The sequence below is a fragment of the Persicobacter sp. CCB-QB2 genome (assembly GCF_001274635.1).
GTDB lineage: Bacteria > Bacteroidota > Bacteroidia > Cytophagales > Cyclobacteriaceae > Persicobacter > Persicobacter diffluens.
In genome coordinates this window covers 2,710,764-2,730,210 of record NZ_LBGV01000001.1, presented here as the reverse complement: position 1 = coordinate 2,730,210, position 19,447 = coordinate 2,710,764, and the positions used below count along the sequence as shown (strand labels likewise).

General features: G+C 43.0%; 14 protein-coding genes. 9 read left to right on the top strand and 5 right to left on the bottom strand.

The window, feature by feature from the left end:
* From NG22_RS17660 to NG22_RS12005, 5 genes are all read left to right on the top strand, one after another.
* Positions 1-486, top strand: a complete 486-nt coding sequence (locus NG22_RS17660; RefSeq protein ID WP_157601056.1) for a hypothetical protein — start codon at positions 1-3, stop codon at positions 484-486.
* A gap of 5 nt (positions 487-491) precedes the next feature.
* On the top strand, positions 492-1,412 hold the full coding sequence (locus NG22_RS17655; protein WP_053405948.1) for a RagB/SusD family nutrient uptake outer membrane protein: 921 nt from the start codon (positions 492-494) through the stop codon (positions 1,410-1,412).
* Positions 1,397-1,612, top strand: a complete 216-nt coding sequence (locus NG22_RS17650; protein WP_053405947.1) for a hypothetical protein — start codon at positions 1,397-1,399, stop codon at positions 1,610-1,612. The genes NG22_RS17655 and NG22_RS17650 overlap by 16 nt, the downstream gene beginning before the upstream one ends.
* A gap of 1,056 nt (positions 1,613-2,668) precedes the next feature.
* On the top strand, positions 2,669-5,623 hold the full coding sequence (locus NG22_RS12010; protein WP_082305074.1) for a TonB-dependent receptor: 2,955 nt from the start codon (positions 2,669-2,671) through the stop codon (positions 5,621-5,623).
* 26 nt (positions 5,624-5,649) lie between these two features.
* Entirely contained in the window at positions 5,650-7,080 is a 1,431-nt protein-coding gene (locus NG22_RS12005; protein WP_053405945.1) for a RagB/SusD family nutrient uptake outer membrane protein, read from the top strand.
* Between the two features lie 947 nt (positions 7,081-8,027).
* Here NG22_RS12005 and NG22_RS12000 read toward each other — a convergent pair.
* The 3 genes from NG22_RS12000 to NG22_RS11990 are packed head-to-tail and all read right to left on the bottom strand — an operon-like array spanning position 8,028 to position 9,803.
* Complete coding sequence (locus NG22_RS12000) at positions 8,028-8,765, bottom strand: DUF6048 family protein (RefSeq protein ID WP_053405944.1); 738 nt, start codon at positions 8,763-8,765, stop codon at positions 8,028-8,030.
* 49 nt (positions 8,766-8,814) lie between these two features.
* Complete coding sequence (locus tag NG22_RS11995) at positions 8,815-9,363, bottom strand: hypothetical protein (protein WP_053405943.1); 549 nt, start codon at positions 9,361-9,363, stop codon at positions 8,815-8,817.
* Positions 9,364-9,386: 23 nt separating this feature from the next.
* Positions 9,387-9,803, bottom strand: a complete 417-nt coding sequence (locus tag NG22_RS11990) for a hypothetical protein (protein WP_053405942.1) — start codon at positions 9,801-9,803, stop codon at positions 9,387-9,389.
* Between the two features lie 184 nt (positions 9,804-9,987).
* Between NG22_RS11990 and NG22_RS11985 the strand changes: the two genes are divergently transcribed.
* The gene (locus tag NG22_RS11985) at positions 9,988-10,956 is read left to right on the top strand and encodes an ABC transporter ATP-binding protein (protein WP_053405941.1); all 969 of its coding nucleotides are present in this window, start codon (positions 9,988-9,990) and stop codon (positions 10,954-10,956) included.
* A 117-nt stretch (positions 10,957-11,073) separates the two neighbouring features.
* Here NG22_RS11985 and NG22_RS11980 read toward each other — a convergent pair whose 3' ends face one another.
* Positions 11,074-11,847 (bottom strand): sulfotransferase family 2 domain-containing protein, encoded by a 774-nt coding sequence (locus NG22_RS11980; RefSeq protein WP_082305073.1) that lies wholly within the window; start codon positions 11,845-11,847, stop codon positions 11,074-11,076.
* A gap of 938 nt (positions 11,848-12,785) precedes the next feature.
* Here NG22_RS11980 and rimO point away from each other — a divergent pair.
* The 3 genes from rimO to NG22_RS11955 all read left to right on the top strand — a co-directional run bounded on the left by rimO (position 12,786) and on the right by NG22_RS11955 (position 16,067).
* Complete coding sequence (gene rimO / locus NG22_RS11965; protein WP_053406940.1) at positions 12,786-14,096, top strand: 30S ribosomal protein S12 methylthiotransferase RimO; 1,311 nt, start codon at positions 12,786-12,788, stop codon at positions 14,094-14,096.
* 459 nt (positions 14,097-14,555) lie between these two features.
* On the top strand, positions 14,556-15,194 hold the full coding sequence (locus NG22_RS11960; RefSeq protein ID WP_082305072.1) for an outer membrane beta-barrel protein: 639 nt from the start codon (positions 14,556-14,558) through the stop codon (positions 15,192-15,194).
* A gap of 297 nt (positions 15,195-15,491) precedes the next feature.
* The gene (locus tag NG22_RS11955; RefSeq protein WP_172674374.1) at positions 15,492-16,067 is read left to right on the top strand and encodes an outer membrane beta-barrel protein; all 576 of its coding nucleotides are present in this window, start codon (positions 15,492-15,494) and stop codon (positions 16,065-16,067) included.
* 449 nt (positions 16,068-16,516) lie between these two features.
* On the opposite strand, the gene NG22_RS11950 is transcribed toward NG22_RS11955, so the two are convergent.
* A complete protein-coding gene (locus tag NG22_RS11950) occupies positions 16,517-19,399 on the bottom strand; it encodes a DEAD/DEAH box helicase (protein WP_053405935.1) in 2,883 nt (960 codons plus the stop codon).
* Between the last annotated feature and the right edge of the window lie 48 nt (positions 19,400-19,447).

The window sequence follows — 19,447 nt, the reverse complement described above, 5'->3', positions numbered from 1 at the left end:
ATGAAAAAATTAATAATATTTCTATTTTCCGGCTTGATGCTTTCCTCATGTGTTAACATGGATATTGATCCGGAGGGAGATGTGTTGTCTGATTCAAGACGTTATGAATTAATGGATGCGAATCCAGAGTTATTATCAGCACATATTTCAGGCTTGGCAGCCAATATGATTCAGTACAATACTATTGGAAATTCATATGTAAATCACTTTGATTATGGTTTTGCATCAGTTTGCATGATGTTGGACCACTCCGGGCAAGATTTGGTTTCTCCTGATGCTGGTTATAATTGGTATAGAAAAAATACATTATTTACCAACAGAGTATATACTTCAGATGAAAATTTGATGGCCTGGAAGCTTTTTTATAATCATATAAAAGTGGCCAATGATATTTTACGGGTAATCGATCCTGAAAAAGAGGATCCGGTAATGCAATCTTATCGCGGTCAGGCTTTGGCCTCCGGGCATTTTCTTATCTGTATTTGATTCAGATGTTTCAGCGTTCCTATATCGGAAATGAAAATGCCCCCGGTGTTGTCATTCAAACTGAAAATACGCCTGAAGAGCTTATGTATAACAATCCAAGAGCCTCTGTGAAAGAAGTGTTTGAACTGATTATGTCTGATTTGAATACTGCGATTCCTTTATTAGCGGGAACCAGTAGGAGTGATAAATCTCAGATTAATCAAGATGTGGCATATGGTTTAAGAGCGAGAGCCAATTTGGTAATGGGCAATTGGCAGGCAGCTGCAGATGATGCACTGTCCGCATTGTCGGGTGGTTACACTCCCTATACCTTGGAGGACTTGACGGAACCTCAATTTTACGATTCAGGAGATAAAAGCTGGATTTTTGCCAATGTGATCAATGAAACTAATGATGTGGTGGCTTCAGGTATTCTGAATTGGCCTTCTCACCTAAGTTCTTTTACAGGAAATGGATATAGTACATTAGTGGGGCAGTTCCGCGCAATTAATCAAAATCTATGGGCTCAGATTCCAGATACGGACATCCGAAAGGGATGGTGGATTGATGAAAATTTGAAATCACCATTGACGGAAGGTAAAACAATTGATTATAAGGGTAAACCCTACCCCGTGGAGGATTATTATGGCTATTTTCCCTACACCAATGTGAAGTTTGGGGCATCTAAAGGAATAATTAACAATGCGGTTAATGCAAGTGATTGGGCGGTAATGAGGGCAGAGGAAATGATTTTAATCCAGGCAGAGGCGCTGGGTATGGCAGGTCGTGTTGCGGAGGGTAAACAGATTTTAGAAAATTTCATTCAGACATATCGTGATCCTTCCTATAAGTGTACAGCAGGATCCTCAACTGAACTTCAGGACGAGGTTTGGTTCCAAAGAAGAGTGGAGCTTTGGGAGAAGGTTTTGAGATGTTTGACATTTTAAGATTGAAGAAGCCAATTATCCGTGTGGATGTAGCGAATGGTAATAGTTCGAACTTCCCGAATGAAATGCGTATTAATGTTAATGAGAATGAATTGGATGTACTACTATTCCGCATACCGAGACAAGAAATTGATGTGAATAATGCTATTTCAGTGGGAGATAATAATCCGGTAGTTAATATTCCCGCTCCGATTAAATAATCATCCAACTAAATATTGATCTTAAAAGAGGTCACACCAAAAATGATTTTGGTGTGGCCTTTTTTTTATACTTAGTCATGGGGTATTCAGATCCTAATGCTTGCCGCTACTCTTTCCATATCCTGAAAAAAGTTCCACATCTAAGCCCCTCTTTCTAGCTAGGTGGCCTACCTAAAGCAGGAGCCGATTACTGATTCCGTGGTTTCCTGGGGCTAGGCTTAAGCCTTTCCAGGCATTTAAATTAGCGCTACTAAAAGTTGTGATTCCCTTGCTGTTCCTACTTCCCTGCTCCAAAGAGCTTTTAACCCTTTATTCAGGAGTTAGGTTACTGTTGGCTTTACTACAGTTGATGCTATCATAATAGGCGGTCTGCATTTTAGTTCCTGTCGTATTGACCAGCTAAGGAATTGCGGTGGCTGCTTTCATATTATACCTGACGACCATTATTGCTGATGGAGCAGTCCTACACAAAGTGGGTTGATGTTTTGTCAGTTTCAATGCCCGCAGTCTTTACCATTAGGAGTCCCTGTTATTTTGGGTTTTTGGCGTAATTTTAGTTAAAACATGGTTTATCTAATGTTCAAGCTAATCTCTTTCCAATGAGCTTCTTCTTTGGTATTCCCAAATTCACAAGATTATGCTGTAAAATTAGGATATTCAGGTCTTTAAATGAGTTTGAGTAAAAAAACATTAAAAAAATTAACTTAAGATGAAGAAAAAATTCAATTGGATTAAAAATAGAATGTGTTTTTGCAATATTGACATTGAGAATAACGTTCTGCTTCTAAAAAAAGGGTTTATGTAACCCTGTAATATATTTTTTGTTCGGTCGATTGAATGAAAAATAAAATTAAATTCCGCCACTCATATACACTTAACGTTTCTCGTTATTGTTAGGTAATTTGAATAATTCAAGTTTAAGCTTAAATCATCGGGCTTTGTCCATATTTTGTTCCGCTCTATCAGCTTGTGGGGAAATAAAATATTGTCTTCTTTTGCCTTAGAGATCGAATTAATCGATCGATTGAATTATCCATTCTTTACCTATTACTTTATATGAAGAGAGCAATACTCTTTGCCCTGTCTATGCTGCTGACAGCAATGTCAGCCTATGCGCAAGGGCGTCTAGTGAGCGGTCAGGTGACCGCCGCAGAATCCGGAGAGCCAATTCCTGGCGTAAACGTAATGATCAAAGGGTCTTCGACCGGAACCATTACAGACATTGATGGTAAGTACAGCATCAATACCCCTTCTCCCAATGACTACCTGGTATTTTCATTTATTGGTCTGGCTACTGAGGAAGTGAAACTTGGTTCACAAACTGAGATTGACATGGTCATGACTGCTGACATTAAGCAATTGGAGGACGTGGTGATCGTGGGTTATACCAAGGTAGACCAGGCGACCACTGTTCCTGTTATTGAAAACGTAAAAGAAATTGTGACCCCAAACATTGCCCAAACTTTAACGGGTAAATCTACTGGTGTTACTATTCAGGCGTCCACCGGACAGCCTGGTGCTAAAAACAACATTCGTATTCGTGGTATCGGTTCTATTACCGGTAATTCTAACCCACTTTACGTGATTGATGGGGTGATTATGGACTCAGACGAGGTTATCACTGCTAACCAGCAGGCAGAACGTGATCCATTGGCGAATATCAACCCTACTGACATTGAGGATATCCGTATCCTAAAAGACGCTGCCGCAACGGCACTTTATGGTGCGCGAGCTTCTAATGGTGTAATTGTCATTACGACTAAAAAAGGTAAAGCCGGTAAAACCAACTTTACTGCTTCGGTAAGTGAAGGGCTTACTTCTCGTTACGAAGGTAACCTGGAGATGATGAACGGACAGCAGTTCACGGAATTCCACGGAGGTACCTGGGATCCTGCCACAGGCGTAAACACCAACTGGGGTGATTTGGCTTTCCAAAACGGACGTACTTCTGATTATCAGTTGTCTGCTTCGGGTGGTAATGAAAAAACAAGATATTATGCTTCCGGTGGTTACTTTAACCAGGACGGTATATTGGTAGGTTCTGAGTTCGAGCGTTTCTCCGGTCGTTTGTCTGTAGACAACCAGGTGACAGATCGTTTGAAGGTTTCTTTTGGGGTGGACTTGTCCAAATCTTACCAATCGGATGCTTCTGATGGTAACCTGTACTCTTCTCCACTTTTGGGATCTTATTTGCAGGCACCAGTGATTAATCCATTTGATGAGAATGGCAATGCTTATGATATTTTACCTTCAGGTCCATGGACGGCTATCCGTGCTAACTTCGTATCTGATGTAGAGAAAAACTACCGCAAGTCAGAGTCACTTTGGGGTGGTGTTTCCGGTAAATTGGATTACCAAATCATCGAAGGTTTGTCTTTCCGTTCTACAAACGCTTACCGTTTTGAGAATATGAAAAAAGACAACTGGAGTGATCCCACTTCTTACGATGGTGCGGATCCTGTAGCGCCGGGTTCTTTGGCATTGTATCAGGGATACAGTGGTACTTTCACTACGACTAACTTATTCAACTACGAAACGAGCTTCGGCTTACATAACTTCTCTGCTTTGGCAGGTACGGAGTACCAGGAGTCTAAGCAAGAGTGGAATTATATGTATGGAGCAGGTTTCCCGGAACCTATCAACAACATTGGTTCTGCCACGCAGCAATTCTCTTTGGACGGTCAGGGAACAGCATATAAGTTCTTCTCTATCTTGTCTCAGGTAACTTATGATTATGACAACCGTTACTACGCATCGGTTTCTTACCGTCGTGATGGTTCTTCTCGTTTCGGTTCTGAAAATCAGTACGGTAACTTTTATTCGATAGGGGGGAGCTGGAAAGTTTCCAATGAGTCTTTCTGGAATTCTTCCGTAATTGATGATTTGAAAATCCGTGCTTCTTACGGTACTACGGGTAATGCGGGTATTGGTAACTTCCAATCTATCGGGATGTATTCTTATGGCATCTACAATGGCCGTCCTGCTGCCATCCACGACCAAATCGCCAACCCGGATTTAACTTGGGAGATAAAGCATAAAGCCAACGTTGGTTTTGATATGGCTTTGTTGGACCGCATCAATGTGAATGTGGATTTGTACCACGAGAACTCCACAGACTTGTTGTTGAATGTACCATTGGCAGGCGAGACTGGATTTACCTCCGTGACCATGAACGCAGGTGCTATGGTGAACAAAGGGGTAGAATTCAACATTACTTCTAATAACATTGACCAGGGGGACTTCAGCTGGAGTACTGATTTCAACATCTCTTTCAACGATAACGAAGTCACTTCCCTGAATGGATTGGAGCCTATCCGTACTTCATTCAACACGATTGAAGAAGGTAAGGCGATGTATACTTTCTACATGCCGGAATGGATGGGGGCAAACCCGGCAACGGGAGAAGCGGCCTGGTATGTAAACAAAGAGGTGGCACAGGAAGACATGACCGAGAATATGTTCGTAGCTCCTAACGGTCAGTTGGCTACGACAAGCTATGCAGAAGCAGAGCGTATCGATGCTGGATCTGCCCTACCGGTTTGGTCGGGTGGTTTAACCAACCGTTTCACCTACAAAGGATTTGATTTCTCCTTCTTGTTTACCTTCTCGGGTGGAAACAAGATTTACAACGGAACGCGTCGTTTTATTGACGCTGATGGGATCACCCCTTACAACCAGTCCGTGGAGGCGATGGAAGATCGTTGGCAACAGCCAGGCGATGTGGCTTATCGTCCGGCATACGGATCAACGGGTAACCAGCACTCTACCCGCTATGTAGAGAACGGTTCTTACCTACAGTTGAGAAACATCACTTTAGGGTATACCCTACCGGATCACCTGATTTCCAGAATCGGATTGTCTAACATGAGAATCTTCGTTTCAGGGCAGAACTTGTGGATGGCTACTGAGTACTCTGGTTATACGCCAACCACAGTGGATTACGATGGTTACAACTTCTTTGAATACCCGGAAGGAAAAGTAGTAACTGGTGGTATTTCCGTAAGCTTCTAATCGTTTGACGCTAAAAATTGAATAAGATGAAATTAAATAAAATATTAATGGGGGGCGTTTTGGCCGCTTCCCTTTTCGCAACCGGATGTAGTCTGGAGGTGAAGCCGGATTATGCTTTGGACATTGATGATGCCAACAAGTATCCTGCAGATCAAATTAACGGGGTGATGAACTCCATGTATGGGGTGGCTTACTACGGTAGAAACGCTTATATCTTTGGTGATATTGGAACAGACAATATCGTGGAAGGAGAGAATAACTCTAACCGTTTCATCTTCGAATCTCGCATGGAGAAGTATGAGGCAATGCCGAACTCCGTAGGTTCTGGGGAAACGAACCTTTACGATCACATTTACAAGGTGATTAATTTGGCGAACCGGGTAATTGTCAACCCTGAGGCAGATGATAACTATAAGGGGCAAGCGTATTTCTTGAGAGCTTTGGCTTCTTTTGATGCGGTAAGATTTTTTGATGCAGTACCATTGGTATTGAAGCCAGTGGAAAGCATTGAGGATGCGGTGAACTTCCGTCCAGAGAATGATCAAATGGAAGTGGTTTACAATCAGGTGATTGCTGATTTAGAGATGGCGGCGAGCATGATCACCAATGAGGAAGTGACTGCACCTACTCAAAATGCGGCCAATGCATTATTGTCTCGTGTATACTTGTACATTGCAGATGAAGTAACGGACTTTGCTAAGATTGAAAGCCTTGCGGACCGTGCGGATGCTTTGGCACATGTAGTGGCAGCTGCAGATAAAGTGGCCGGTGTTGATATGGTGGGGGCAAATGATTTTGAGGAGTACTTCTGGAATCAGGGGAACAATGCCACTGAAACCATTTTTGAATTGGCGGTGGTAGAATCTCAAAGCCGTGGATCTGATAACTTCGGTTACATCTACTATATGGATGCGGGTGGTTCTGGATATGGCGCTTATACGGCAAATCCTGAATTCATTAATTTATTTGATGATGCGGATGTTCGTAAAAAGCACTTTGTAGAGGTAGATCCTAATAAACCAGGCTGGCAATACATTTACAAGTTTGCCCAAACGGATGGGGTAACGGGGATGCACGCACCAAAAATCTTGCGTTTCACTGAGGTAATGTTGAACAAAGCAGAAGCGCTAATGGAAACGAAGCCAGCAGAAGCAGCTGCGATCATCCAGTCCATCCGTGATGCCCGTTACACTTCTGCTGCTCCAACGGTAGAGGTAGCAAATATTGAAAATGAAGTATTCACAGAGCGTCGTAAAGAATTGGCTTATGAAGGTCATTATATGTTTGATCTGCGTCGCCACAATATGGGGGTAACTTTAGTGCGCCTGGTGGACGGGTCAAAAGACAAGGAAGTGGAGGAATTGTCAAGCATCCCCGCTGGCGACAAGCAGTTCTGGTTCCCCATTCCGCAGCGCTCCATGTTGGCCAATACTTCATTGGTGCAACCAAAATATTAATGTTTTTGGTGCAGGAGGCTTCTTGCACTGAGTATTGTTCTTGTTTTGAGTGTTGAAAGCCGCCCCTTCATGGGGCGGCTTTTTTGCATATTATCCAAGGGTACCAAGCCGGCATGGAGGAGGACCATCTGTTTTTTTAGTTTTTTACCCGAATGATTCACCACCAGATTCAGGACATGGCGGCAAGAGGATGATCACTTGTGTTTTTGGGCTTGGTATTGCTGACTTGTTAATAGTCCAAATTGGGCAAGATTGCTTTCTCTTCCTTCATCCATTTCGTTGAGGGGGAAACTGGAAATAGCGCACGATTTCTTCATTTAATCTCCATTGCAGCTAAACGAGGAGGTATCCATGAATAATCAGGATTGAGATGTCGTTTTTTTGGGGCAGTCCCTCGCCCAGGCTCGGCACCAGGCTTTCGGCAGTCGCTTTTTTTGCGAGCCGCTACGCTTTTAGGCTGCAAAAAAGAGCTTCAACAATGCCTCTATCCTTCTGCCGGTTGTACTCGAGCTACCTTCCGGGCGAATAGCCCGGCCGGGGCAGGGATGAAGCGGGCTTGTTTAAACCACAGCGGCCCAAAAGGCCGATGGGGTGAGCCGCGCCAGCCCGGTGCTGACGTCTAAGCGGCAGCAGCCCCCCAAAAAAAGCCACCTGCAGAACAAATGGCTTTAACCCGAATTATTCACCGCTAAATTAATTGACTAAGTGCAAGCGGCTTATTTTTAGTTCATTGTAATTAATTTTCTTTGGTTTGTAATAGCCCAAATTTGGGCAAGCTTGCTTTCTCCTCCCTTATCTGCTTTGTTGGGAAAAATTCGAAATAGGAAAAATTCCTTCATTTTTCCCGCCTTGCAGCTAAACGAGGATTTAAGCATAAATAATTTGGGCTAAGCGGCAGCAGCCCCAAAAAAAAGCCACCTGCTGTCGCAAATGGCTTGGAGTATTTTTTATTTCTTTGGCTTGGCTAGTGGTTTTCCCTTATCCCAGAAGCGGATGGTGTAGAAAATGTTGAACTCCAGGAAATAGCGGGTGTTTCTCTGCAAATGTCCGAAGCCCGGGGCGTAAGAAGGGACAAAACTTTGAAGATCATCAGTGGGAGTGTTGGTAGCGAGCTGTACGCCACCGGTCATGCCGGCGGAGAAGTTTTGCCAAACATGTGTACGGTAGCCAAATAAAATTTCATACCAGCTGGTGTGATTGCCGCTTTGGCTGAGGCTTTCCTGCGTTTGCCCCCATACATTGTTGACCACATAGGAAAAATCCTCACTGTAGAAGCTATCGGCCCGGCGTACTCCGAAGAAGATCATGGAGTTGTCCCAGTTTCTTGGCGTCAGGTTAACATCGATGCCTGCTTTGATATACTGGCCTTGGGCTTCATAATCATAAATTGGTTCCAGCGGACGGTCCTCAATTGGGCTTCGGTTAGCGGAAAAGGTGGATCGGCCCATTTCAACGGACAGATTCCAGCGGCCAATATCAGTGTCGGCATGTATGCGCATATCGGTGAAGCCTTTTTCAAAAGCGGTTCTGCCCCAGCTGACCATATCTGTCCCTACCCGAATGTAGGAGGGAATAAACCAGCCCTCAACGGCCCTTAATTTGAACTCCTCGCCCAGCTTCTCGCGCTCCGGACGGGCGGGCATACGGGCAAGCTCTGCGGAATCCAGGGATATATCCTTGTCCATAATCCCATCATTTCGGTTGGAAGGATCTACATACTGGGCCGAAGCAAAATTACTGCTCAGTAATATTAGTATTAAACTGAATATTAAAGTTAAACTCGCTCCCTCTGAGATTTTTATTTTCATTGCCAATTGTAATATCGCTAATAATGGTGATCTTGGATTGTTCTGTTACATCGAGTTCGGTGAAAGTCACCCCCGGGCCACAGCCGTTAGCTGCAAAATAGCGCTGGGCATTCACCTGTATAACAATAGAGTCGGGCTCGGCGAAATCAGCTGCTCCTCTTTTAAAATAATACGTTTGTTGAAAGGCCTCCTGATCTTCAGCAGGGATAACCACCGGTAGATCCAATGACACTCGCGCGCCTGTTCCGGCAATGACCAGGGTGTCATTAAAAATGGGGCGAAAAGTGTAAATAGAATCAAATTCCACTCCCGGATTACCATCACTGCCCAATAACTCCACCTTCACAAAATCATTATTGTCCTTCACTTTTTCGCATTCTAAGGTGAAAAGGATATTGGTCTGATTGTTTTTTAATTCATCATTGACCGTCTGCCCATTGGGGAGTACCTGCTGGGATTGTTCATCCTGGATCATTTCCAAATTATTGAAAATGAAGCTTACCCCGCAGTTTTCCGATAGGAACTGGGGGTGGTATTATAGGTGAAATCCAATTGGGTACCGTAGCCTTTTTGGAAAAGGTAGTAGGTGGTTTTTGTCGTTAGCGGACTTAGTTCCAGGCCAAAAGGAACGCCCATATTGAAGGGCAATAATTCTCCGGTGGTTTCTGAAATGTCATTATAATAAATTTTCCTGAGGCCTTCCTCCGATTCTGTAATCGCGAAAAGGGAATCCACGCTAGCCCCTACTGCGGTTTCACGTCCCGCTTCGGTGATCAAAAAAGTCCCCACGACGAAAGCATTGTTTTCATCAAAGCATTCTTGATTATCACGGCAGGCCGCAATACTGAACATAAACAGGGCGATGAACAGCAAGTGGAAGAAAAGTTGAAAAAGGCTAAATTTTTTATTTTTCATAAACAAAAATGAGGCATCTCCTCAAATATACTAATTCTGCCAAAGTTAGTGTTTCCGATTTATTTATTCAGTGAAATGTCCTAATAATTCCATGGATATAGTTTTATCCTCGGGTGGTATCAAAGCAATCAATTTGCCCGTGCCGCGCTGATTGCTTTTCTTGCACCTTCAACCAAAACGAGCGATGATGATGAGCCATATCCGGCTGGAAAATATTAGCAAAACCTACGAAAATGAGGAATTCCCTGCTGTGCATGAGGTCAATATGGCAGTGGGGCGGGGAGAGATTTTATCCCTGGTAGGAGGGAGCGGTTGCGGGAAAACCACCTTGCTGCGCCTTATTGGCGGATATGATGATCCGACCGAGGGGGCTATTTGGTTTGGTGATCAGCAGGCGGAGAAAGTAAGTAAGAAGCTTTTGCGGGGCCATCCGAATGTTCGTTTTATCCAGCAGCATTTTGATTTAAAGCCTTTTCATACTGTGGCGGGCAATATTGGCGAACACATTCGCGGTTTAGTCAGAGCGGAAAGGGACAAGCGACTAAAAGAACTAATTGCTTTGGTGGGTCTGGAAGGCTTCGAAGATAAACTACCGGGCGCACTTTCGGGAGGTCAACAGCAACGGGTGGCCATTGCGCAGGCCATTGCCAAAACTCCGGAAGTGTTATTAATGGACGAGCCCTTTAGTAATCTGGACACGCCCACCAAATTGGCTTTAATTCAGGATTTGAAAAAAATCATCAAAGATCTGGGCATTACGGCCATCATGGTGACGCACCTGATGGATGAGGCCTTGCGAATGTCGGATCGGATAGTGGTGATGGATACCGGAAAAGTGGTGCAAAGTGGCACGGCGCAACAACTGTATGAGCAGCCCAGGAATGCCTATGTGGCTGGTTTTTTCGGAAATGCCAATATTCTATCCCGGGAGGAAGCCCATCGCTTGGCTTTGTCTGCGGATCAATCGGTCTGCATTCGTCATCAGGATATCCACTGGGAAAATGAAGGGATGCCGGTAAAAGTGCTTTCCGCCCAATTTTTAGGGCATACAACGCAATATGAAATAGAGTCGGAGGGGATCAGGCTTTTTCTGAATAGCACGAAAGCACCTGAGGAGCATATTTCCATTAAGCGTTATGTGGCGCTTCAGTAGCCGGAATATAAGGTGGTGAGGGAAATTCAGGTTGGAGAAGATACAGAAACATAAAAGCCCGCAGCTTGAAATCAGCTTGGCGGGCTTTGTAATATTATTGATCGCAACAATGGACTTCTAATACTGAAAGCTTCTCTGACGATAAGTCTTTATTCTTTGATAAAGCAGAATATCCAATCTGTTAAGTTCCTGCACCCGCTCCAGAGTTACTGTATCCAATTCTTCCACCTTAATTCTCCCTGCCGTGGCATTGGCCAAAACAGGCTTGAAAGCCGAAATAAAATTGAAGTGTTTTTTAGCCACGGCCAAATCCTGTTCCAGCTGTTCCAAAAGACCAACATAGGCATATTCTTGCGTCAGTACCTGAAAAGCCATATCTACCGCAGCATCCCCCAACTCCAACATTTGACCTTCCTCTAATTGGGTAAAACGGTGCACATAATTATTACGTAGCTCCTTGCTAATTTCCAGCGTGATATAGTCTTTTAAGTCCAGCTGCTGCTCGATAACAGCCTGATGAAGGTAGTGGGTCGGGCGACGTAAAACGTAATAATAATGAGACACCATCCGGTCGATTGGATCTCGGAGAATGGTGAACTTTTTGGTAGCCGGATGGACAAAATCCTTAATCAGGTGCGCCTGATGACCATATAAAAAACGGTATTGGAATCTTTTCTCTTCGGATAATTTACGGAACAATTCTACCGATTCCAGTGGGGCGCGATTGTCCATGGAAAAGGTTTGAAATCCGGGATATTGTTGTCTGAGGTAGGTTACCACTGAAGTACCTCCGCATTTAGGGACATGCTCGAATAGCAATCGGTGAGGTTGTTTATAAAGAAAGAACCTGACGTCCCATATATTTTTAAGGCTTTGTTTGATAAGGGTCATTTTAAACTGCTCTGTTCACATTTAATACCCCTGCCTAGCCTAAAGGTTAAATATCCCTTGATTTTCAAAGAATATTAATGATCAATATTGAATAGTTGATTTTAAGGTAGGTGTTTCATCGCCAAACTCAAGGGCTATCAACAACGCTGGAGCTGGCTAATTTTGTGGTGTTTAGTTTTTTGTCGTGGATGGTGGGGGAGCTGTATGTCTGTTGGAGCGATGATTTTTTTGCCTCGAATTATCACGAATGATTTTTATTAATGGCGTAATAAAAAGTTGATCAGACAAGCTGTTCTGTCCACCGCCTTTTTGTTCGTCACCTTCGATTCCAACAACCGCGGCCTTGATCAATGGGCGGAAAGGTGAGGGTTCTGCTGTCGAAAAGAAGGCATCACAGCGACATTTCAGCAAGGTCGTTACTAGTTTGTCTCCTTATCCAAATGTCGCCTTGATGGATTCCGACAGCAGGTTCCTCGTCCCGCCAACATTGATCACAGCCTTGATTTTTTTGTTTCGTTTTTTATCAAGAAAAAATGAAAAAGAAAAGCCTGAAGCTGATTTAGAAGTTTGGTAGGGGAGGTGGATTAGGTGGGTGTTTTTTAGTTTGTTGGAGCGGTGATTTTTTTGCACTAATTACACAAATTATCACTAATTATTTTTGATAGTACTGAGAGGAAGAGACGGTGGTGAATAGGGCGGTTTATTAAGCTGAATTGATGTTGAAATTGGAGGGATGATTTTTTTTATTAAGCAAAAGGCTGAGAATTAGGAGGAGGTAATTAAGGAGGGCTAAATTACGAATTGTGGAGCATTGAAAGGTCCGCCGCCTTACATTCACATTATTTGAAAAAATAGGAATTCAAGCTAATAAAGTGATCAAATTACTTTTTGTAAAATGCTTTAGCTACCTTTGCAGTCGAAAAAAATACGATAAAAGTTTGAAAGCTAGAGGTCTTAAAAAAGATAAGGTAAATGTGATTACTTTGGGATGTTCCAAAAACCTGGTAGATTCTGAGGTGATGATCACACAGTTGAAGGGCAACAATATTGATGTGGAGCATGAGTCAGAAAAGAATGACTCCAATATTGTCATCGTCAATACCTGCGGATTCATAGCCAATGCCAAGCAGGAATCCATTGATATGATTCTGAAATTTGCCGAGGAAAAAGAAGCCGGAAATATTGATAAACTGTTCGTGACGGGTTGTCTATCTCAGCGATATAAAGAAGAATTAACCGCTGAAATTCCAACGGTTGACGCCTTTTTCGGTACCAATGAAGTGCCAGCTTTATTGCAAAGATTTAAAGCCGATTATAAGGCAAATCTTTTGGGAGATCGCGTGACCACTACTTCAAACCATTATTCATATTTAAAGATTGCAGAGGGCTGTGATCGTCCATGTTCTTTCTGTGCCATTCCATTAATTCGAGGGAAGCATGTTTCTCAACCGATAGAAGACTTGGTGACACAAGCGGAAAGTCTGGCCAAAAATGGGACTAAGGAATTGTTGCTAATTGCCCAGGATTTGACTTATTATGGATTAGATATCTATAAAAAACGTAATCTTGCTGATTTATTGCGTCGTCTTTCTGATGTCAATGGTATCGACTGGATTCGTCTGCATTATGCCTACCCGGCGGGATTCCCAATGGATGTAATTGACGTAATGGCAGAGCGCGATAATATTTGTAATTACCTGGATATTCCATTGCAGCACGGTTCGTCCAATGTACTGAAAGCCATGCGCCGTGGAATTGATCGCCCAAAGACGGAGCAGCTGATCACTGATATTCGCGAAAGAGTACCGGAAATTGCCATCCGTACTACTATGATTGCCGGCCACCCGGGCGAAACGGAGGCTGATCATGAAGAGATGCTGAGATTTGTGGAGAAAATGCGTTTTGAGCGTTTGGGTATCTTTACTTATTCTCATGAGGAAAACACCCATGCATTTTCTATGGAAGACAGCCTTTCTGAGGAAATTAAACAAGCCAGAGCCAACGAGGTGATGCAGTTGCAGGAAGGGATTTCTTTGGAACTGAATCAGGCGAAAGTTGGGCGTATTTATAAAACCATGATCGACCGGAAAGAGGGCGGTTATTGGGTAGGCCGTACAGAATTTGATTCCCCGGAGGTAGATAATGAGGTGTTGATTCCTGCGAATGATTACCTATTGCGTTTGGGAGATTTTGCTAATATTGAAATTGAAGATGCCTCTGAGTTTGACCTATTTGGAAAACCAGTTTAAAGCGTTTTACACGATATTTTTAGGCCGGTTATGTTATTAACCGGCCTTTTTTATTTATGGCGTGTGTATCAGCTGAAGTAATCACCACTAAACTCAGCAGCTTTTTTCTAAGGGCTTTTAGGACTATGTCTTTCGAGTGGTCCCACTGATTTTTTTAGTCAGCCCAATTGGGGTGGGCTTGCTTTCTCCTCATTCATCTACTTCGTTGGAAAAACTCGAAATAAGGAACCAATTCTTCATCTTTCCCGCCTTGCCGCTAAACGAGGAGTAATCCAGAAATAATTAGACTAAAATGCAGCAGGGCAGTATCACGAAAAATTGAGGAGGGCAGCATGGCAAAAGGCTTATTTTTTTAAGAATAAAAAGTTTATTGTTGAATTGTAATCCGAAATCAATTCCAATCCTTCAAATTTGCCTTGTGAGGCGCGGTTTTTCACCCGATCAAAAGCATATTGCAGGATGAGATTAATACTGACCTTTCTTTTAACAATGGTGGCCGGCATTGCTTTTTCCCAAAAATATGGGGTGAAGATTGGGCCCAATATCACTAATCATAAGATTTCTGCCAGTAATGATGTGGAAATTCTATCCATGGACGAGCAATGGGGAATTTCTGGGGAGTTCTTTGCTGATTGGGATTTGGGAGAAGATATTTCCTTTTATACCGGCCTGAGTGTGCAGTCTTTTGGGGCTAAGAGCAAATATGAGTTTGATGATGTGGTGACAGAAGAGGAAATTCAGGCTTATTACCTGCAACTTCCCATGCGATTCAGGGCGAATCTACAACTGGAGGAGCATTTAAGTGCTTATGCATTTGCCGGTCCATATGTAGCCAGATCACTTAGCGCTAAAAGAGATACGGTTGAACCCAATGGTGCCCAAAATGTGGGTTCCTCAATGGCGACCTCTCCTAAGGAGATGGAACCGGAAATGAACCCATGGGACTTTGGTTTTTCTTTTGGGGGAGGGGCCTTTTATAGACAGCTGGTCTTTGAAGTGAAGTATGATATGGGAGTGACCAATGTATGGAAGTTGGAAGAACCAATAATACGCAAGTCGAACTACTCCTTCAGCATGATGTTCGGATATATATTTTAGACTAAATTGCTTTGCGTCATTAATAGGAAGGTTTAAAGGGGTAAGTTGTTTTTACTAAATGCTTTAACGGGTGTCTGGCGCAAGTCACGAAGATTTTGGAGAGAATAGTAGAGGTGAATAGTGCAATATTTTATATAAATAAACTATATTTACTTTGCCATTTCATTAATACCCATTATCATGAAAAACCTATTTACACTTATAGCACTTCTTTGCTGTATTTCAATATCACCGGCTTTAGCTCAAAAGCATAAGTACAAAAAAAAGCAAAAAAGGAAGTATAAACCGGAATCCCGAATGCACAATAAAGTTTTTATTGGCGGAGATTTTGCGAAAATGCAGGTTTTTGAAGGCAACAGGACCTATGAAGGTAACCCGATGAAGGGAGGTCATTTAGGCTATGTGCACTTTTTTCCTATTCATCCTGTAGTAGGAATAGAGACAGGGGCCATTTTCTCCATATATGGTATAGATCCGGCAGCGACTAATGGTATTGCCGACTATACTTTTGCAGATAATATGCTAATGGATATTTCCATTCCAGTTACCGCAAAAGGGACGTTTATGGTTCGGGAAGGGGTGTTTTTATCCGGTTTTCTTGGTCCCTATATTGGAGTGGTCAGAGGTAGAACCGGTTCCATTGATTATCAGGGAGGCGACTTTTATAACGGTAGTTTAAGACCAGAAGAAGATGAAGATGCCATGTATCACCAATTAGATGCTGGTGTGACGTTGGGAGGTTCCATACGCGTAAAGCGAATTGATTTTGGCCTGAGCTATAACATTGGTTTAATGGATGTCAATGGTGATACTTATTCAGAAGCGAAATTTGAAAAGCGATTGATGCGTTTAAGCGTCGGTTTTTGTTTTTAAACCGGATCATTCGGTGTGTAATTCATTTTTTTGATGGATGTTGGGCGGGTTGTTTAGTTTGAATAACCATAATTTGGGTTTGCTTAACCTGAATTTGTAAGCTTAAACCGGATTATTCATGCTAAAAGCCTCCTTTAACTGCAAAGTGGGAAAAATGAAGGAAAAGTGCTTTACATCGAATTATTTCAAAGGAAGTAGATGAATGGGAAGAAAGTAATTTGACCTAAAATCGGGCTTTAAAAAATGGTGAAAATACTTTTAGTGTGTTGAGAATAAGCTTGTTGGGTTTATTGATCCGGGTGAAGTAGAATTCAGCTTATATAAACAGGCATATGAATCAACTTTAAGTACCCTACGCTACAAAGAAAAAATCCCCAAACAATAATTTGAATGGGGATTTCTATTCATTTAGGCACGCATAAATTGATGAAAAAGTATTCTCATCGCTATTATTCAAACAGCGCCGCTATTTCTGTTCCATCCAGTTGTTTTAACAGGGCCCCATCCGTGGAGATTAGCTCTTCAGCCAAATGCTTTTTCTTTTCCTGTAAATTCAAAATCTTTTCCTCAATGCTGTTTTTGCAGATCAGTTTATAGGTGAAGACGGTTTTGTCCTGTCCGATTCGGTGGCTACGGTCTATGGCCTGTTGCTCTACTGCCGGATTCCACCATGGATCGACCAAAAAGACATAAGATGCCTCGGTAAGGTTGAGTCCAAAACCACCCGCCTTCAGACTAATCAGGAAGGCAGTTTTGTCTTCCTCGGATTTGAATTGCTCCACCAGCTGTTCCCGGTCTTTGCTTTTTCCGATAAGTTTGACCGTGCCAATGTTTTGCTCATGGAGGGCCTGTTCAATAAGGTCCAGCATTCCGGTGAAAAAGGAAAAGACCAATATTTTATGCCCTTCCCGATGAATCTCTTTGATTTTGGAAAGCAGCATTTCTAATTTGACGCCTGAGGAGCGAACCTCTTCTCCTTCTGTGATCAGTTGAGGGCTATTGCATATTTGCCGCAATTTAGATAAACCCTGTAAAACAGTCAGGGGGCTGGAGATTCCTCCTTCTGACTCATTGTCCAGAATTTCCTCACGAATTTTGTTTTTGTAGTAATCATACACCTGCTGCTGTTCTTCCTCCATTTCACAATAGAGAGTGGTTTCTATTTTTTCCGGTAGTTCCCTGGCCACTTCCTCTTTTTTCCTCCTTAGCATAAATGGGTAGACCATTTCCCTTAATTGGCGGGCAGCATGTTCATTTTTATCTTTATCTATGGGCTGTGCAAAGGTCTTTTTGAAATGACTCATGGTTCCCAACATGCCGGGATTAATAAAATCCATCTGCGCATATAAATCAAAAGTATTGTTCTCCACCGGTGTACCGGTCATGATCAATCGGTAGCGTGTTTTTAGCTGCTTGATGGCTTTGGTGGTGAGTGCCGCCGGGTTTTTAATGGCTTGTGATTCATCCAGCACTGTATATAAAAAAGTTTGCTTTTTCAGAACCAAAATATCCTGGCGCACGGTGGCATAGGTGGAAAGGACCAAGTCATAATCCGCCCAGGCTTCACCGCTTTTATCTCGAAGCGGGCCCTGATGTACATAGGCGCTCAGGCTTGGGGCAAATTTTTCAATTTCCCGCTGCCAGTTAAATAATAATGACTTTGGTACCACGATCAGAGATTGCTGCCCCGCATGCTTCTGATGTATTTTCAGTAGCATGGCCAATACCTGTACCGTTTTCCCCAGTCCCATATCATCTGCCAGGCAGGCTCCCCATCCAATTTGTTGTAGATTATTGAGCCATTGAAAACCGCTTTGTTGATAGGGACGAAGGGTGGCCTGAAAGTCTTTGGGTAATTCCTGTATAGTTTCGCTGGAGTGCCAGTTTTTGAGTTGGTCTACTTTTTCCAAATGCTTTTCAATATGCTCCTGTTGTGCTAATTCCTCCTGATAGCGTCTGATCAGGTGTACATCAAAAGCACTCAGCTCAAACCCTTTTTTTGTGATGCGTGCCCCTCGGAAAAGATCCATATATTGATCCAGCCAGCTTTCGGGCAGGAGCCCACGGTTCCCATCCGAGAGCATCACATAGTTTTGCTTGCGATCAATGGCTTTTTTGATATCAGCAATGGCCACCCGCTGTTCACCAAAGTGTACTTCTGCTTTTAGGTCAAACCAGTCTTCTCCACTGGAAGAGTTGAGCATCATTTTGGGGTAATGTGCCGAAAAATTGAAGGACTTCAGGTTGGTCTCTCCATAAACGATTACCCCATCTTCTTTCCATCTTTCTATAGCTTTTAAAAACCAAAAACCATCCAGGGCCTCATTAAAGGATAAAAATTTGTCATTTTGCCGTTGCCTGCCAAAGCGCGGGTGCATTTGGGTCAGAGAATCCAGAAAAGCCGCTTCCCCCGTGAGGTCCCGATGGAAGGCGATCGTCCCTTTTGGGGAGGTAAACATGATGGTTTTTTCCTCCGATAGAGAAAATTCCTTGTAATTCCCTTCAATTTCATAGCCAACGCGAGGTTTTATCAATAAAAAGCCGTCCAGTGTATCCAGATAAAGAATTCTGTTTTTTAGCGCCTGATACTTTAGCCCCCGGGCAGCCTTCCATGCCTCCGGAAATTGGATGTCATATTGGCTTTCCAGCCGGACGATAACGGATAAATCCAGAGATTGAAAACTTTTTTTATCCAAAGAAAGTGTTTCCTCAAGCTTTAAGTCATGTAATAATAAGGCTTGTTCTCTGGGGAATAATACCAGCAAATCATTTTCGCATAACCACAATCCTATTCCTAATGATTTCTTCAGTTGATAGCTTCGTTGACCGTAGCTCACCCTGGCCCGAATTTGTATTTTTTGATTAACCTTCTGTTGCTCAAAGGTTAATTGGAAATACTCCATCCAGTGTAATTCCCGCGCTTTTTCATGCAATTTGGGATGATCAGGCCGTGCATTTTCAGGCAACAAATAAGGCGTAAGATTTATCAGCTGCCTGCGGTTTTCCCACATCAGCTCATGTGCCTCTATTAGCTCCTGACGCTTGGGAGTATAGTCAGAAGGTTTACGCTTCCTTTGCAGAAATTTCAGCCAATCCAGCGGCATGATGCGCTCAAAACCACTAGCAAAATAGGCGGCGGCATCATCGGATTTCTTAAAATCCTTTTTGCTTCGAAGGAATCGTGGCGCCTGTATCAATTGGTCTTTCGCATTCACCTTTGAAGTAAAGCCAATGATATTCGGCCAGCTCTCCGGAATGTGTGTTCCATGAAAAACCGCCAAAGCCGGAACCCTTTTTAAACCAAAAATTACCCTATAAAAATCTCCTTGCATATACCTGAGTATTGATGAAAAATTGGAAATCGTTTTTATCCGGATTAT

Bases quoted from the DNA above. Each gene is read 5' to 3' on its own strand.
- NG22_RS17660 (WP_157601056.1), top strand. From the start codon at position 1: ATGAAAAAATTAATAATATTTCTATTTTCCGGCTTGATGCTTTCCTCA.
- NG22_RS17655 (WP_053405948.1), top strand. From the start codon at position 492: ATGTTTCAGCGTTCCTATATCGGAAATGAAAATGCCCCCGGTGTTGTC.
- NG22_RS17650 (WP_053405947.1), top strand. From the start codon at position 1,397: ATGTTTGACATTTTAAGATTGAAGAAGCCAATTATCCGTGTGGATGTA.
- NG22_RS12010 (WP_082305074.1), top strand. From the start codon at position 2,669: ATGAAGAGAGCAATACTCTTTGCCCTGTCTATGCTGCTGACAGCAATG.
- NG22_RS12005 (WP_053405945.1), top strand. From the start codon at position 5,650: ATGAAATTAAATAAAATATTAATGGGGGGCGTTTTGGCCGCTTCCCTT.
- NG22_RS12000 (WP_053405944.1), bottom strand. From the start codon at position 8,765: ATGGACAAGGATATATCCCTGGATTCCGCAGAGCTTGCCCGTATGCCC.
- NG22_RS11995 (WP_053405943.1), bottom strand. From the start codon at position 9,363: ATGATCCAGGATGAACAATCCCAGCAGGTACTCCCCAATGGGCAGACG.
- NG22_RS11990 (WP_053405942.1), bottom strand. From the start codon at position 9,803: ATGAAAAATAAAAAATTTAGCCTTTTTCAACTTTTCTTCCACTTGCTG.
- NG22_RS11985 (WP_053405941.1), top strand. From the start codon at position 9,988: ATGATGATGAGCCATATCCGGCTGGAAAATATTAGCAAAACCTACGAA.
- NG22_RS11980 (WP_082305073.1), bottom strand. From the start codon at position 11,847: ATGACCCTTATCAAACAAAGCCTTAAAAATATATGGGACGTCAGGTTC.
- NG22_RS11960 (WP_082305072.1), top strand. From the start codon at position 14,556: ATGAGATTAATACTGACCTTTCTTTTAACAATGGTGGCCGGCATTGCT.
- NG22_RS11955 (WP_172674374.1), top strand. From the start codon at position 15,492: ATGCACAATAAAGTTTTTATTGGCGGAGATTTTGCGAAAATGCAGGTT.
- NG22_RS11950 (WP_053405935.1), bottom strand. From the start codon at position 19,399: ATGCAAGGAGATTTTTATAGGGTAATTTTTGGTTTAAAAAGGGTTCCG.